This is a genomic window from Stenotrophomonas sp. 1L-E-5-B-C3, assembly GCF_057292075.1.
Genome location: NZ_JBXAWS010000003.1, coordinates 211,691 through 226,553, shown reverse-complemented (window position 1 = coordinate 226,553; position 14,863 = coordinate 211,691). Strand labels below are relative to the sequence as shown.

The 14,863-nt window shown below is 66.7% G+C and carries 13 protein-coding genes; 7 read left to right on the top strand and 6 right to left on the bottom strand.

Annotated features, from left to right (window positions below; translation table 11 throughout):
* The 3 genes from AC0Z6F_RS06070 to AC0Z6F_RS06060 all read left to right on the top strand — a co-directional run bounded on the left by AC0Z6F_RS06070 (nt 1) and on the right by AC0Z6F_RS06060 (nt 5,057).
* Complete coding sequence (locus AC0Z6F_RS06070; protein WP_012510051.1) at nt 1-957, top strand: M23 family metallopeptidase; 957 nt, start codon at nt 1-3, stop codon at nt 955-957.
* A 298-nt stretch (nt 958-1,255) separates the two neighbouring features.
* The gene (secA, locus tag AC0Z6F_RS06065; protein WP_485617261.1) at nt 1,256-3,988 is read left to right on the top strand and encodes a preprotein translocase subunit SecA; all 2,733 of its coding nucleotides are present in this window, start codon (nt 1,256-1,258) and stop codon (nt 3,986-3,988) included.
* A 112-nt stretch (nt 3,989-4,100) separates the two neighbouring features.
* The gene (locus AC0Z6F_RS06060; RefSeq protein WP_065722778.1) at nt 4,101-5,057 is read left to right on the top strand and encodes a Nudix family hydrolase; all 957 of its coding nucleotides are present in this window, start codon (nt 4,101-4,103) and stop codon (nt 5,055-5,057) included.
* 105 nt (nt 5,058-5,162) lie between these two features.
* Here AC0Z6F_RS06060 and AC0Z6F_RS06055 read toward each other — a convergent pair whose 3' ends face one another.
* Nucleotides 5,163-5,747 carry a DUF4124 domain-containing protein gene (locus AC0Z6F_RS06055; RefSeq protein ID WP_100434046.1) on the bottom strand — a complete coding sequence of 195 codons (585 nt, stop codon included), beginning with the start codon at nt 5,745-5,747 and terminating at the stop codon, nt 5,163-5,165.
* Between the two features lie 40 nt (nt 5,748-5,787).
* Nucleotides 5,788-6,615: a methylenetetrahydrofolate reductase [NAD(P)H] gene (metF, locus tag AC0Z6F_RS06050; RefSeq protein ID WP_004143823.1), complete on the bottom strand. Its 828-nt coding sequence runs from the start codon at nt 6,613-6,615 to the stop codon at nt 5,788-5,790.
* Nucleotides 6,616-6,808: 193 nt separating this feature from the next.
* Between metF and AC0Z6F_RS06045 the strand changes: the two genes are divergently transcribed.
* Genes AC0Z6F_RS06045 through AC0Z6F_RS06035 form a run of 3 tightly spaced genes read left to right on the top strand, consistent with a single transcriptional unit; the run spans nt 6,809 to nt 9,549 of the window.
* The gene (locus tag AC0Z6F_RS06045) at nt 6,809-7,735 is read left to right on the top strand and encodes an alpha/beta fold hydrolase (protein WP_180889788.1); all 927 of its coding nucleotides are present in this window, start codon (nt 6,809-6,811) and stop codon (nt 7,733-7,735) included.
* 36 nt (nt 7,736-7,771) lie between these two features.
* Nucleotides 7,772-8,821, top strand: a complete 1,050-nt coding sequence (locus tag AC0Z6F_RS06040; RefSeq protein WP_004143827.1) for a sensor histidine kinase — start codon at nt 7,772-7,774, stop codon at nt 8,819-8,821.
* Nucleotides 8,818-9,549 (top strand): LytR/AlgR family response regulator transcription factor, encoded by a 732-nt coding sequence (locus tag AC0Z6F_RS06035; protein ID WP_065722782.1) that lies wholly within the window; start codon nt 8,818-8,820, stop codon nt 9,547-9,549. Before AC0Z6F_RS06040 ends, AC0Z6F_RS06035 begins: the two co-directional genes overlap by 4 nt.
* A 6-nt stretch (nt 9,550-9,555) precedes the next feature.
* On the opposite strand, the gene AC0Z6F_RS06030 is transcribed toward AC0Z6F_RS06035, so the two are convergent.
* From AC0Z6F_RS06030 to AC0Z6F_RS06015, 4 genes are read right to left on the bottom strand one after another with little or no spacing between them, the layout of a single operon-like run.
* Nucleotides 9,556-11,046: an amidohydrolase family protein gene (locus AC0Z6F_RS06030; protein WP_485617262.1), complete on the bottom strand. Its 1,491-nt coding sequence runs from the start codon at nt 11,044-11,046 to the stop codon at nt 9,556-9,558.
* A complete protein-coding gene (locus tag AC0Z6F_RS06025; protein WP_100467811.1) occupies nt 11,034-12,326 on the bottom strand; it encodes a sensor histidine kinase in 1,293 nt (430 codons plus the stop codon). Before AC0Z6F_RS06025 ends, AC0Z6F_RS06030 begins: the two co-directional genes overlap by 13 nt.
* Nucleotides 12,323-13,012, bottom strand: a complete 690-nt coding sequence (locus tag AC0Z6F_RS06020; protein WP_012510061.1) for a response regulator transcription factor — start codon at nt 13,010-13,012, stop codon at nt 12,323-12,325. Before AC0Z6F_RS06020 ends, AC0Z6F_RS06025 begins: the two co-directional genes overlap by 4 nt.
* 2 nt (nt 13,013-13,014) lie before the next feature.
* A complete protein-coding gene (locus tag AC0Z6F_RS06015) occupies nt 13,015-14,145 on the bottom strand; it encodes a type 1 glutamine amidotransferase domain-containing protein (RefSeq protein ID WP_012510062.1) in 1,131 nt (376 codons plus the stop codon).
* Nucleotides 14,146-14,250: 105 nt separating this feature from the next.
* On the opposite strand from AC0Z6F_RS06015, the gene AC0Z6F_RS06010 reads away from it, so the two are divergent.
* Nucleotides 14,251-14,808 carry a DUF3228 family protein gene (locus tag AC0Z6F_RS06010; protein WP_012510063.1) on the top strand — a complete coding sequence of 186 codons (558 nt, stop codon included), beginning with the start codon at nt 14,251-14,253 and terminating at the stop codon, nt 14,806-14,808.
* Nucleotides 14,809-14,863: the final 55 nt, after the last annotated feature.

Here is a 14,863-nt window from a genome sequence, read left to right as displayed (position 1 = left end):
ATGGCATTCAAAAAGATCGTAATCAAAACGCGTGAAGGACAGGCCAAATCGTCGCCCATCGCGCGTTTGCGGTTCTATTTCGAGGACCGCCCCCGTGCCCTGCTGGGCAGCGTGCTCGGGGTAGGCTGCATTATCGGCCTTGCTGGCGGCATTGGCGCCAGCGCGCTGAATGATTCCCGGCTGCAGGCCAAGGTCGAGCGCCAGGACGCGGAGCTGGCCAAGGTCCGGCGCGACGCGCAGACCCAGGTCAACGCGCTGGCAGCCCGCCTCGGCGAGCTGCAGGCCCAGGCCACCCGCCTCAACGCCCTCGGCGAACGGCTGACCCAGATGGGCAAGCTGGAAGACGGCGAGTTCGACTTCAACGAGACCCCCGGCCTCGGTGACGGCGATGCCGGTGGCCCGACCACCGACATCCCGGTCAAGGACGTCAACGCCGACTTACAGGTGCTGGAGCAGCGCTTCGCTGCTTCAGGCCGCCAGCTGTCGGTGATGGAATCGCTGATGTTCGACCACCAGCTGCAGCAGAACGCCGTGCCGTCGCGCATGCCGATCCGCAACAGCTACGTGACCTCCGGCTTCGGCACCCGTGCCGACCCGTTCGGCCGCGGTGCCGCCACCCACAAGGGCATGGACTTCCACGCCAGGGTCGGTGACCCGGTGATGGCCGTGGCCGAAGGCGTGGTCAGCTTCTCCGGCGTGAAGGGCGGCTACGGCAACGTCGTCGACGTCGACCACGGCAATGGCTATGTCACCCGCTACGCGCACAATTCGCGCCTGGTGGTGAAGGTCGGCGACCTGGTCCGTGCCGGCCAGGAAGTGGCCAAGGCCGGTTCCACCGGCCGTTCGACCGGTGCCCACGTGCACTTTGAAGTGTGGGAGAACGGCAACGTGGTCAACCCGCGCAAGTTCCTCGGCGACGGCGGCAACACGCCGGTCGGCCGCATCAGCCGCGGCTGATGCCCGGGTCGGATCCCTTCCGCGCCGCGGGAGGGCTCTGACCCGATGTGGTTGATCTGGTAGTGCCGGCCGCTGGCCGGCAATTCCTTGAGGTGGCCGAGCGAGGCTGCCGGCCAGCGGCCGGCACTACCGGGAACGTTCGGATGCCATTGCCGCCAAAGGGTTGAAACCCCTTGCGGCCGTCCCAAGCTACAATGGGTGTTGCCATCGACAGGGCGCCAGGCGCCCTGTTTCGTTTGCGACGGACGGATCCCAAGGGGGAGGCCGGGCGTCGTGTCCATCCAACCCGGTTCCTTCAATGATCAACAGCCTGCTTACCCGCGTATTTGGCAGTCGTAACGAACGACAGCTGCGCCAGCTCAACCGCATCGTCGCCAAGATCAATGCGCTGGAGCCGGAGATCGAGAAGCTTTCCGACGAGCAGCTTCAGGCCAAGACGCCGGAGTTCAAGCAGCGCATCGCCGATGGTGAAGCCCTGGACAAGGTGCTGCCGGAAGCGTTCGCGGTCTGCCGCGAAGCCGGTCGCCGCGTGCTGGGCATGCGCCACTACGACGTGCAGCTGATCGGCGGCATGGTGCTTCACCTGGGCAAGATCGCAGAAATGCGCACCGGTGAAGGCAAGACCCTGGTGGCGACCCTGCCGGTGTACCTCAACGCGCTGGAAGGCAAGGGCGTGCACGTGGTCACCGTGAACGACTACCTGGCCCGACGCGACGCCGCGCAGATGGGCAAGCTGTACAACTGGCTGGGCCTGAGCGTGGGCGTGGTCTACCCGGGCATGCCGCACAGCGACAAGCGCGAAGCCTACGCCTCGGACATCACCTACGGCACCAACAACGAATTCGGTTTCGACTACCTGCGCGACAACATGGCGCTGTCCAAGGCCGACCGCTACCAGCGCGGCCTGCACTACGCCATCGTCGACGAAGTCGACTCCATCCTGATCGACGAAGCGCGTACCCCGCTGATCATCTCCGGCCCGGCCGATGATTCCCCGGAGCTGTACATCCGCGTCAACCGCGTCGTGCCGAACCTGGTCAAGCAGGAAGTGGAAGACGGCGAAGGCGACTTCTGGGTCGACGAAAAGGGCAAGCAGGTGCACCTGTCCGAAGCGGGCATGGAGCACGCCGAGCAGCTGCTGGTCGAAGCCGGCATCCTCAATGCCGAGACTGAAGGCCTGTACGCGCCGCAGAACCTGACGGTGGTCCACCACCTCAACGCCGCGCTGCGCGCGCATGCGATCTACCAGCGTGACGTGGACTACATCGTGCGCGATGGCGAAGTGGTCATCGTCGATGAGTTCACCGGCCGCACCCTGTCCGGCCGTCGCTGGTCCGATGGCCTGCACCAGGCGGTGGAAGCGAAGGAAGGCGTGCCGGTCCAGCGCGAGAACCAGACGCTGGCCAGCATCACCTTCCAGAACCTGTTCCGCATGTACAAGAAGCTGTCCGGCATGACCGGTACGGCCGATACCGAAGCCTTCGAATTCCAGAGCATCTACGGCCTGGAAGTGGTGGTGATCCCGACCAACCGCCCGACCATCCGCAAGGACAGCCCGGACCAGGTGTTCCTCAACCGCAAGGGCAAGTTCAACGCGGTGCTGGCCGACATCGAAGAGTGCGCCAAGCGTGGCCAGCCGGTGCTGGTGGGTACCACCTCGATCGAAACCTCGGAAATGCTGTCCGAGCACCTGCGCAAGGCCGGCGTGAAGCACGAAGTGCTCAACGCCAAGCAGCATGACCGCGAAGCGACCATCGTCGCCAATGCCGGCCGTCCGGCCGCGGTGACCATCGCCACCAACATGGCCGGCCGTGGTACCGACATCGTGCTGGGCGGTTCGCTGGAAGCGGAAATCCACGAACTGGGCGAGGATGCAACCGACGCGCAGAAGGCGGCGGTCAAGGCCGAATGGCAGCAGCGCCATGACGCGGTGAAGGCTGCCGGCGGCCTGCACATCGTCGGCACCGAGCGCCACGAATCGCGTCGAATCGACAACCAGCTGCGTGGCCGTTCGGGCCGCCAGGGTGACCCGGGTTCGTCCCGCTTCTACCTGTCGCTGGAAGACAACCTGATGCGCATCTTCGCCTCCGATTGGGTGCAGAAGGCCATGCGCATGATGGGCATGAAGGAAGACGACGTCATCGAGGACCGCCTGGTCAGCCGCCAGATCGAGAAGGCACAGCGCAAGGTCGAGGCCCACAACTTCGACATCCGCAAGAACCTGCTGGACTTCGACGACGTCAACAACGACCAGCGCAAGGTGATCTACGCCCAGCGCGACGAGCTGCTGGACGCCGAGTCGGTGAAGGACAACGTCGATGGCATCCGCGACGACGTGATCTTCGACATCGTCGCCCGCTTCGTGCCGCCGAACTCCATCGACGAGCAGTGGGACCTGCGTGGCCTGGAAGCGACCCTGGAGTCGGACTTCGGCCTGCAGATGTCACTGACCGGTCTGGTCAAGGAACACGAGGAGCTGGACGCCGAAGCCATCGCCGCCAAGGTGCAGGAGCGCGTCAACCAGCACTTCGCCGAGAAGGAAGCCGGTGTTGGCGAAGAGACCATGCGCGCGCTGGAGAAGCACGTGATGCTGACCGTGCTGGACCAGAGCTGGAAGGAGCACCTGGCCCGCATGGATTACCTGCGCCAGGGCATCTACCTGCGTGGTTATGCGCAGAAGCAGCCGAAGCAGGAGTACAAGAAAGAAGCCTTCGAGCTGTTCTCGGACATGCTGGAGAACGTCAAGCGCGAAGTGGTGACCCTGCTGTCGCGCGTGCGCATCCGCAGCGACGAGGAAGTGCAGGCCCTGGAAGCGGCCGAGCGCCAGCAGGTCGAAGCCCGCCTGAGCCAGTCGCAGTTCCAGCACCAGGACGTTGGCAGCTACAGCGCCGACGAGGAAGCCGCGCAGGTGCAGGCCGCCCAGCAGGGCATCGCACAGGTGCAGCGTGACGAGCCGAAGATCGGCCGCAACGATCCGTGCCCCTGCGGCAGTGGCAAGAAGTACAAGCACTGCCACGGCCAGCTGAGCTGACCCGAAGAGCCCCGCGAAAGCGGGGCTTTTCTTTCATGGCGGCTGTTTTGCGCGGCTGATCCGGCCGGATCCGAGATTGCGCGGCCCGCCCTGTTCTGGGCATGCTTCCCCCATGCCTTCCCCCACCCGATCGATCCACGTCGTGGCCGCCGTCATCACCGACGCCCGTGGCCGCGTGCTGCTCAACCGCCGTACCGAGAACCGCGACATGGCCGGCCTGTGGGAATTCCCCGGCGGCAAGCGCGAATCCGGCGAAACCTCCGAACAGGCGCTGGTGCGCGAGCTGCGCGAGGAACTGGGTATCGAGGCGGATGTCGGCGAGTGGCTGATGGACGTGCCACAGCGCTACCCGGACAAGCACCTGACCCTGGAAGTGCGCCATGTGCGCAGCTGGAAGGGTACCCCGCGCGGGCGCGAGGGCCAGGCCATCACCTGGGTGGCGCCGGACAAGCTGGGCCGCTACTCGATGCCGCCGGCCGACCTGCCGGTGGTGGCCGCCCTGCGCCAGCCCGACAGTTACCTGATCACACCAGCGCCGGCCGACGATGACAGCGGCGTGCAGCACTGGCATGAGCAGCTGCAGCGCGCGGTAGGCGCGGGCCAGCAGCGCATCCAGCTGCGCCTGCCACCGGCGCATCCACAGCGGCAGGCGATGCTGGAACAGGCCCTGCGCACGCATCGGCGCAGCGGCGTGCAGTGGCTGCTCAACCGCGATATCGAACTGGCGCGCGCACTGGGCGTGGGCGTGCACCTGGGCAGCGAGCAGCTGCTGGAACTGGAGAAGCGCCCGCTGCCAGAGGGACAGCTGGTTGCCGCGTCCTGCCATGACCTGCGGCAGCTGCAGGCTGCGCAGCGTCTGGGCTGTGACTTCGCCGTGCTGGGTCCAGTGCAGGCCACGGCCAGCCATCCCGATGCCGCGCCGATGGGCTGGGATGCCTTCGCCGCATTGCGTGCGCAGGTATCGCTGCCGATCTATGCACTGGGTGGCATGGGCAGCGGCCACATCGCCGAGGCGCGCCGCCATGGCGGGCAGGGCATCGCCGCCATCCGTGCGTTGTGGCCGGCGTAACGCCGCGCACGCGGGGTCAGATCCCTGCGCAGCAGGGCTCTGACCCCATGGCCGGGATCGGGGGTCAGAGCCCTTTCCGCAGGAAAGGGATCCGACCCCTAGCGATCACAGCGTGATCCAGAAGCACCCGTACTGTCGCCGCAACCCCAGCACCGTCGAAGCGCGCGACGCGCTGCCGGGCAGCGTCTGCTCCAGGCGCAGACCGATCGGATGCCGCGCCACAGTGTCCACAGGGCCGGATCCCTGCGCAGCAGGGCTCTGACCCACTTCCTGCGAGTCGTCCTGCGCCTGCCGCGGATACACCGGCACCACGTCCACCAACGGCCGCCGCGCCAACGATTCCAACTGGCCGAGAATGCGCTGTGCGCCCGCGTCGGAGACTGCGCTCCACAGGTACAGCGAAGACAGCCGGTTCACATCATTGCTGACGATGCCGGTGCGCAGCGCTTCCACCAGCTCACTCAACCTTCGCGGACAGCGCGCGCCGAGGGTGTCGCGCGGCATCGTGTTGCCGGTGGGCGCAGGCGGTGGCAACCGCGACCGCGCGCCCAGGCTGTCGCAGGGCCGGTCGGTGTAGACACTCTGGCCCTGCGCATCGGTGCAGCGGTTCAGGCGCGTGGACTGCGCATGGGCGACGCTCGATGCCGCGCACATCGACAACAGCAGCAACAGGAAGAAGAGCCGGTTCATCGACGCAGGGTAGCGCCGATCATGCGCGCGTGGCGTGCTTTCAGCCCTGCAGCAGCTTCAGCACCGAGGTGGTCGGCTTGGCCAGATTCAGGGTGTAGAAGTGCAGGCCGGGTGCACCGCCTTCGATCAGGCGTTGGCACAGCCGAGCCACCACTTCGGTGCCGAATGCACGCACCGATTCGGCGTCATCGCCATAGGCCTGCATCTTGCGGCTGATCCAGCGCGGAATCTCCGCACCGCACTGTTCGGAGAAACGGCGCAGCTGGCTGAAGTTGGCGATCGGCATGATGCCGGGCGTGATCGGTACCTGCACGCCCAGCCGCCGCACTTCATCGACGAAATGGAAGTAGGCGTCAGGGTTGAAGAAGTACTGGGTGATCGCCGCATCAGCACCAGCGTCGATCTTGGCCTTGAAGTGCTTCAGGTCGGCCAGCGCGTCGGAAGCCTGCGGGTGCGTTTCCGGATAGGCGCCCACTTCGATGTGGAACGCATCGCCGTGCTCGGCACGGATGAAGTCGATCAGTTCGGCGGCATAGCGCATGTCGCCGGGGAAACCCATGCCCGAGGGCAGGTCGCCGCGCAGCGCGACCAGACGCCGGCAACCGATCGCGCGGTACAGCTTGAGCAGCTCGCGGATTTCCTGACGGGTGCCGCCGACGCAGGACAGATGTGGTGCGGCATCGAAGCCATGGTGCTGGTTGAGGTGGCGCACGGTCTCCGAGGTATAGCTCAGGGTCGAGCCACCGGCACCGAAGGTGCACGACACGTACTCGGGACCGTAGTCCTTCAGCTTGGCGGCGGCGCGGTCCAGCTGGCTGCGCTGTTCGTCGGTCTTGGGCGGATAGAACTCGAAGCTGATGGCGGTCATGGCACGGGCGGCAGCGGCGGGTGTGGATCAGTATATCGCTTCATCAAGATGGATGTGTGAGGGCGGGCCGTCCGTCACTGGCGACCGTTCGCCCCGGCGCCCGGCCGTTGCTCCGGAATCGCAACCGGGCTGCTGCCGCTGGGGCCACGCTGACCCCAGACCCGGCAATACCCACCCGATGAAGGAGCAGACGATGAAGATCTTCCTGGCACTCTGGTACGCGATGAAGGCACTGGCCCGGCTGGCGATGATCGGCATGGCGATGGCCGTGCTGGGTTCCGGTCCGGCCCATGCGGCCACTGCCATCACAGCCGGCAAGGTGCAGGTCGAAGTGGTTGGCAACGGCCGCCCCCTGCTGATGATTCCCGGTCTCAACAGCAGCGCTGAGGTCTGGCGCGAGACCTGCCTGGCGCTGAAGGATGTGCAGTGCCACCTGGTGCAGCTGCCCGGCTTTGCCGGCGCCGCAGCCGCTGATCCGCGCCCGGCCGAGTTCCTGCCGGCGATGCGCGGGCAGCTGCTGGCCTACCTGCATGACCAGCACCTGGGCCCGATGGTGGTGATCGGCCACAGCCTCGGTGGCCTGCTGGGCCTGCAGATGGCGCAGGCCGAGCCGAAGGCGGTCAGCGCACTGGTGGTGGTCGATGCGTTGCCGTTCCTGCCGGCCGCGCGTGACCCGAACGCCTCGGCTGACAGCGTGCGGCCGATGGCCGGCCAGCTGCGCAAGGGCATGCTGGCTGCTGACGCCGCGCAATGGCAGGCGCAGTTGAAGGCGGGCCTGCCGGGGATGACCCGCGATCCGCAGCGCCAGGCCGAACTAGGCCGCTGGGGCGAAGGCAGCGACCGCCAGACCACGGCCGATGCCATGCATGCGGTGATGACCACCGACCTGCGCGACAGCATCGCCTCGATCAGCGCACCAACCCTGGTGCTGGGCAGCTGGGCCGGTTACCAGCCGATGGGCGCTACCGAGGACAGCACCCGGGCGGTGTTCCAGACCCAGTACGCGAAGCTGCACGGCGTGCAGATCGCGATGAGTGCGCAGGGCTTCCACTTCCTGATGTGGGATGATCCGCGCTGGTTGCAGGAGCAGGTGCAGCGTTTCCTCGCCGCACATCCCTGACCGTTGTCCGCCCTCCTGCCACCGCCGAGAGCCCGCATGGACGCCACCACCTCATCCCGTCGTTTCTGGACACTCAACGCATTGGCGTGGGCCGGCTACGCGATGTACAGCCTGTGGGTCGGGATGCGGATCGGGGGCGGCGTACTGTTCAGCGGCGTGGCCTTGATCAGCGTCAGCATCGCGGTCTCGCTCTGGCTGTGCAGCGGTGCATTGCGTTCGGTCGCGCTGCGCCAGCGCTGGTGGGACGGCGGGCTGGGCCTGCTGGTGTTGAAGCTGGCTGCCGGCGTGATGATCGGTGCCAGCGTTGCACAGGCGGTGACGGCTGCACTGTTGCTGCCATCGCTGGCACTGGACTGGGTGCGGTTGCCCGGAGGGCACGCCGACTACCAATGGTCCTCGCTGCTGGTGTACTGGATGAACACCGCGCTCTTCCTGCTGATGTGGACCGGCCTGTGGGCCGGCCTGCATGGACTGCGCCGTGCACGCCACAGTGAGCTGGCCCGCCTGCGCGCCGAAGCCGAGCGCAGTGCGCTGGAACGCGATGCCCTGCGCGCACGGCTCAATCCGCACTTCATGTTCAACGCGTTGAACAACCTGCGTGCATTGATCCTGGAAGATCCCGAGCGCGCACGCGACATGGTCACCCGCTTGTCGCGCACGCTGCGCCAGGCGCTGGCGCACAACCGCAGCGAGCAGGTGACTCTGGCCGAGGAACTGGCAGTGGTCGATGACTATCTCGCCATCGAGGCGATCCACTTCGAACAGCGCCTGCAGGTGCAGCAGCACATCGATGCCGATGCCACCCAGGCGCAGTTGCCGGCAATGGCGTTGCAGCTGCTGGTGGAGAACGCGATCAAGCACGGCATCGCCAGTCGTCCGGGCGGCGGTGACGTGCAGATCCGTGCCACGCTGGACAATGATGTGCTGCGCCTGCAGGTGGACAACCCACTGGGCAGCGTCAGCGAGCCCACGCATGGCCACGGCGTCGGCCTGGCCTATCTGCGTGCCCAGCTCGGCACGCGCGGTCGTTTCATCCTGCAGCCGGTCGGCGGCCGCATGCAGGCCCTGCTGGAGATTCCGCAATGAGTGGTGCGCTGCGCGTACTGATTGTCGATGACGCGCGGCTGGCGCGGCAGGAGCTGCGCACGCTGCTGTCGGCGCTGCCGTGGGTGCAGTGCGTAGGCGAAGCCGACGATGTGCCTGCCGCACGCGAGGCGATCGCCACGCTGGCACCGGATCTGGTGCTGCTGGACGTGCAGATGCCCTCGGGCAGCGGCTTCGATGTGCTGGATGGTCTGGAGACGGTACCCGCCGTGGTGTTCGTCACCGCCTATGACACCTACGCAGTGCGCGCGTTCCAGGCCAATGCGCTGGATTACCTGGTGAAGCCGGTGGAAGCGCCGCGGCTGCTGGAGGCGCTGCAGCGGGCGCGTGAGCGAGAGGTCGTGGCGGCAGAAGTGCCGGAATCGCGCGGCACGCTGGGCGCGCAGGACCAGGTGTTCGTGCGCGAGGGTGAGCGCTGCTGGTTCGTGGCGGTCTCCGAGATCCGCCGGCTGGTGGTGGATGGCAACTACACGCGGTTGTGGTTCCGCGACCAGAACGCGCTGCTGACCCGCAGCCTGAGTGCGCTGGAAGCACGCCTGCCCACGGAGCTGTTCTTCCGTGCCAACCGCAACACGCTGGTCAACCTGCGGCGCATCCGTGGTGTGACGCCCAGCATCGGCGACGGCTACGACCTGGCACTGGATGACGGCAGCGAGGTGGAGGTTTCGCGGCGGCAGGCGCGTGAATTGCGCGAGCGGATGGCGTTGTAGCTGCCGCTACAGCTCGGCGCTGACCGGGCTGGTGATGAAGCCCCATAGCAGGCGCGCCATCACCGCCGGTGAACGTGCCTGCGCGCGGGCGTAGGCGAGCAGTGCATCCAGCCGCGGGCGGTCGTAGAGGTGCCCGGCCAGAAGCACCGCGTGCACACGACGGGTATTGGCGGTGTCCTGCAGCGGGTTGCCATCGAGCAATACCAGGTCGGCGGCTTTGCCGACCTCGACACTGCCATGCGATGCCTGCAACTCCAGATGACGCGCCGCGTGCAGCGTTGCCGCGCGCAGCACGTCGGCCTGGCTCAGGCCTGCCTGCCGCAGCCACTGCAGTTCATCGTGATAGCGGAAGCCGCCCAGCCCGGTATCGGTGCCGACCAGCGCGCTGACGCCGGCACGGTGCGCGGCACCGGTGAGGGCCAGTCCATGCTCGAAGTACGCCTTCAACGCGTCTTCGCCGCGCAGGCCAGGATAGCGTTCGGTGGTGGCCATCAGATCATCGCGCCATGCCCAGCGCGAAAGTGGATCCAGATAGGCCAGGCGTGGATCGTCGACGAACTCTGGATCGCGCGCGCGTGCATCCTCTTCGCGGGTGACATGGGTCGGCACGAACGCGGCGCCGCTGGCCTGCATCAAGCCGAACGCCTCATTGCACACGGAAGGCTGGTAGCCGCCGACCATGCGTTCGGCCAGTGTGGTCGGGTCTTCGCCATCCAGCGTGCCGCCGCGCCACGCGGCGGCGTTGTCGAAGCAATGACGCACGAACAGGTGCGCATGCTCGAAACTGCGCTGGCCCGCCTGAAGCGCGTCCTCCAGCGGAACTGCCCTGGGCAGGTGGCCGACCAGCGGGCGATTCAGGTGCCGCGCTTCGCTGGCCAGCCGCTGGTAGGTATCCGCACGCAACCGGTTGTAGACCTTCAACGCGTCGACACCGCGCGCGCTGTACGTGCGCGCACGCTCAGCGGCGGTCTCCGGCGCAAGCGACGGATCTTCGAAGTAGAAACTGGCGATCTGCACGAAGCGCGGTGCCACCTGCTGCCCGGCAATGGCCTGTGCGGTCCAGCGGTGCTTGTCGGCCACGCAGGCGATCAGCGGATCGGTAGCCTGCGGGCAGTCCATCATGTCGCGGGTACCGGTGATGCCGTTGGCCAGCATCAGCGGGAACTGCAGTTGCGGCGACAGCTGCAGGGCGTGGGTATGCATGTCCCAGAAGCCGGGCAGCAGCCAGCGGCCACCGGCATCGAGCACTGGCAATGTGGTGTCCCGTGGCGTTTCGCCAATGGCGGTGATCGTGCCGCTGCGCACTGTCACTGTCGTGGGTTCGCTGACCTGGCCGCGCGCGACGTCCACCACCCGCGCGTTGACGATCACGCGGCTGTTGCCCGGCTCGGGCAACGGCGGTGCACGCAGCGGCCAGAGCAGGGCGGCGGTGAACAGCAATGGCGGCGCCAGCAGGACGACAGCCAGCACCTTCAGTAAGCGTTTCATGGGCCGCATTGCTGACCTCGAAGCTGCGCATGAACACCACCGTCATTGGCCTGTATGTCCAGATGCAGGCCGTGGTGGTCGCAAAGCCGGCGCATGATCTCCAGCCCCAATCCGCTGCCGCTGCTGTCTGCGCGCTTCTGGAAGGGGCGGGGCGTGGGCCAGCTGCCCAGCGACGGTGTGGAGGAAGCGGTGTTGTAGACCTGCAGAACGCCTGTTTCGAACGTGATCGATACCGTGCCCTGCGGCGTGTGCGCGAAGGCGTTGCCGATCAGATTGGCCAGCACCACCTGCAGCGCAGCCTCTGGCGCGCGCAGTGCTGCGCCGTGGGGCACAGAGAGTTGCACGTCCACCGGCCGCGAGGCCAACAGCGGTGACTGCTCGACGATCACTCTCTCAAGTAGCGGAACGAGTCTGACCGGCCCGCAACATGCGTCTGCAGGTTCTTCGCGAGCCAGCGCCAGCAATGCGGTCATGGCTTGCTGCAGCTGCAGCGCCGACAGGCGGATGTGCTGCAGATGCTGTTGCCCGCGTGCGGACAGTCCAGCCTCACCGAGCAACTGGCCGGCCGCGCTGGAGATGACGCTCAACGGCGTACGCAGCTCGTGGCTGGCATCACGGGTGAAGGCATGCTCCCGTTCGATGAACGCGGCAACCCGCTCCGACAAGCCATCCAGCGCGCGCGCAAGTACCCCGATTTCGTCATCGCCGAAACGGTCTGCCAGGTGAGTGCGCTGTCCAGACGGTGGTTGCAGCGCTTCAACCTCATGGACCAGCGCATACAGGGGGCGTGTGGCGCGGCGCGCCAGCCAAAGCCCGAGCAGGATCGCGACCAGGATCATGCCCAGCGCCGTACCGCCCAGCAGCAGCACTACTCTATCGCGGACCGGACGGACCACCAGCTGTTCGCTGACTTCATACACCAGCCACGCGGGAGGCATGGACGGGGAGGCCTGCAATCGCTTGACGTGGTAGTGGCGGCCCTGCTCGCCGCCGAACTCCGAGCGCCAGGGCTCCTCCGCGAACACGGTCCGCAGGTCGGCGGGAAATGTGGCAGGTGAGTCATGCAGCTGGACCGCTGCATCGGCGGGCAGGCCCCAGTGCCCCGTGCGGGCATGGTAGGCACGCTGCGCCTGCGCTTCACGGTCCAGCTGGGCGTTGAAGATGCTGTCCTCCACCGCATACATGAAGACCAGCGAATACACTCCGAAGACCGAGGCAATCAGCAGCGCGAAGACGGTGAACGCCACCACCAGGCGCCGGCGCAGGCGATGGACCGGGCGTGGCCTCATGGTGATGCTTCCAGACGGAAACCGACACCATGTACGGTACGCAGCATCTCGCTGTCGAAGGGTCGATCCAGTACCTGCCGCAACAGGTACAGATGCGAGCGTAGCGGGTCCGACGGTGGCGCTTCATCGCCCCACAAGCGCTGTACCAGTTCACTGCGGGTCACGGTGCACGGCCACGCTTCGGCCAGTTCGAGCAGGATGCGCTGAGCCAGCTGTGGCATCTCCAGCGCAACGCCATCACGCCACGCCTGGCCAGTGCGGCGATCGATGCACAGTGGGCCGATCTGCAACCGATGGGGCTGGTTGAGGCGATGGCGGCGCGCCAGCGCGAGACAGCGCGCCAGCAGCTCGGCATCGTCGAACGGCTTGATGAGGTAGTCATCTGCGCCGGCGGCGAAGCCCTGCAGTTTGTCGACCAGCGCGTCGCGTGCGGTCAGCATCAGCACAGGCACGTGGCGGTCGCAGCCATCGCGCAGGCGACGGCACACAGTGGTCCCATCGATTCCCGGAAGGCCCAGGTCGAGCAGCACGACGTCCGGCGGATTGGCCAGGGCCATCCGCAGGCCGAGCTCGCCGTCGGCGGCGAAATCCACCTGGTGGCCCTGCGCCTGCAGCATGTCGACGATGGCCGAGGCCAAGGGCAGGTTGTCTTCGATCAACAGCAGGCGCAGGCGTTCGGCGTTCATGGTCAAGGCTGCATGCGGGCCAGAAGTGCCTTAGCTTCTTCCAGTGCAGGTTGTTTTTCCAGCACGGCCTGCAGTTGCGTGCGGGCGTGCGTGGCATCGCCCAGACGCCAGTGCGCTTCGGCCATCGCCACGTCGAGGCGCGGTTCGTCCATGTGTGGACGGGCCAACTGCATGATCGCCAACGCATCGGCGATCGCTGCCGGCGTCTGTGCAGCCTGCAGCTGGTAGAAGCCAAGGATGCCGATCAGTTCGACGTGGTAATCCACGGGGTGCCGAGCCAGCTGCTGGACGGCCTGCTCGTCGCGCAGCTTCAGGTGCCGCTCCACCAGCGCCATGCTGCGCTCGTCGCGCCAGGGTTCACGGGCCACCGGTACCTGTCCGCTGGCACGCACGAAGGCCTCGGCCAGCACGGGAGTGGAATAAGGATTCTGTCCGGTTACGAGGCGTCCATCCACCACCACCTTTGGCATCATCAGTGGCGCTTCCTGCCAACGGGCCCCGAGTTCACGCATGCGTGGCTCCAGCTGGAAGGCAAATTCCTTCGCCCAGCGCTTGCCGAACAGTGCCTCCTCCTCCTCGCTGAAACCGGTCATGGAGCGGCCTTCCACCAGTGCGCGACCATTGCCAAGGCGGATGCCTGCCAGCGCCGCCGGACCATGACAGACCGCTGCGACTACGCCGCCTTGTTCCCATATGGTGGCAATCGTGCGCTGCAGCGCGCTGTCAGCCGGCAGATCGAACATGGCGCCCTTGCCGCCGATCACCAGCACGCCGCGATAGTCGCCTGCCCGCAGTTGCGCCGTTGGCAGCGTAGCGGCCAGTGCGCGGACGGCCAGGGGATCAGCCAGAACCGCAGCGTTGAAGGGTTCCGCGGCGTTGTACTTGTCGGCTTCCACGGCGCCGCCGCGTGGGCTGGCCACATCGATTTCGAAGCCGTTGCGCCGAAGTATCAGCCAGGCCTGGGCGAACTCGTCCATCTCGAAGCCTGGTCGGATACGGCCCTGATCGCGACCTTCGCTGCTGACGACCAGCAGCACGCGCGGTGGCTGTGTGGGATCGGCGGTTGAGGCGACCACGGGTCCGTGGAGGATGGCCATCACGCAGGCCAGCAGCAGGGGAGGGAAGCGGTTCATGCTCGGGTTTCCTGGGAATGTGCAGGCACTGTGCCGTGCAGATGTGAAGCAGACTTCAAGTCGCTTGGCCGGTACCCTGAACACTTGTTCCTGCACTGTGCCGCCATGTCCATCGTCCTCACCGATTTCGCCCGCCCCCGCCTGTTTCCACGCGTTCCGCGCGGCAACACCATCCAGGATTGCAGCGCAGAGCAGTTCGAGGCACACCTCAACGCGCACGCCCCGCTGAAGGTGCTCGATGGCTATGCGCCGTTCTGCAAGCTGTTCGTCTACGAGAACTGGACCAGCACGCGCTGCCTGACGGTGCCGGTCAGCGATGCCAACCGCCACCAGCTGCGCAGCGGCTACGAGGCACGCAACCGCGAGGAGCTGCCGGTGCTGGTGCGCTGGTTCGAGGGCGTGGAGTCGCCGCGTGCGAGCTACCTGGTGGTGATCCTGTACAGCGCCGAGCAGCTGGCGAAGGAAGGTTCACCGATCGAGGCTGACTGGGGCATCGTCGGCTGCATCTATACCGCCGAACCGGAAGAGGTGCCGATGGCGCCGATCACGATGATGCGCAATGCGCTGGGTGTGGAAGAGGGCGGTTCCGGCGTGCCGCTGGATCGTGAGGCCTACCGGCGTTCCGTCGAGTTCTGGGAGAACAACGCCAACTGGCGTCCCTGACTCGGATCCCCGTATCGCGGGGGCGCTGACCGGGTCATTCGACCCCACGCGCACG

Coding starts and splice junctions, on each gene's coding strand:
- AC0Z6F_RS06015 (WP_012510062.1), bottom strand. CDS start 14,145: ATGAACCGCTTCCCTCCCCTGCTGCTGGCCTGCGTGATGGCCATCCTC.
- AC0Z6F_RS06025 (WP_100467811.1), bottom strand. CDS start 12,326: ATGAGGCCACGCCCGGTCCATCGCCTGCGCCGGCGCCTGGTGGTGGCG.
- AC0Z6F_RS06010 (WP_012510063.1), top strand. CDS start 14,251: ATGTCCATCGTCCTCACCGATTTCGCCCGCCCCCGCCTGTTTCCACGC.
- AC0Z6F_RS06060 (WP_065722778.1), top strand. CDS start 4,101: ATGCCTTCCCCCACCCGATCGATCCACGTCGTGGCCGCCGTCATCACC.
- AC0Z6F_RS06045 (WP_180889788.1), top strand. CDS start 6,809: ATGAAGATCTTCCTGGCACTCTGGTACGCGATGAAGGCACTGGCCCGG.
- AC0Z6F_RS06070 (WP_012510051.1), top strand. CDS start 1: ATGGCATTCAAAAAGATCGTAATCAAAACGCGTGAAGGACAGGCCAAA.
- AC0Z6F_RS06040 (WP_004143827.1), top strand. CDS start 7,772: ATGGACGCCACCACCTCATCCCGTCGTTTCTGGACACTCAACGCATTG.
- secA (WP_485617261.1), top strand. CDS start 1,256: ATGATCAACAGCCTGCTTACCCGCGTATTTGGCAGTCGTAACGAACGA.
- AC0Z6F_RS06035 (WP_065722782.1), top strand. CDS start 8,818: ATGAGTGGTGCGCTGCGCGTACTGATTGTCGATGACGCGCGGCTGGCG.
- AC0Z6F_RS06030 (WP_485617262.1), bottom strand. CDS start 11,046: ATGCGGCCCATGAAACGCTTACTGAAGGTGCTGGCTGTCGTCCTGCTG.
- AC0Z6F_RS06055 (WP_100434046.1), bottom strand. CDS start 5,747: ATGAACCGGCTCTTCTTCCTGTTGCTGCTGTTGTCGATGTGCGCGGCA.
- AC0Z6F_RS06020 (WP_012510061.1), bottom strand. CDS start 13,012: ATGAACGCCGAACGCCTGCGCCTGCTGTTGATCGAAGACAACCTGCCC.
- metF (WP_004143823.1), bottom strand. CDS start 6,615: ATGACCGCCATCAGCTTCGAGTTCTATCCGCCCAAGACCGACGAACAG.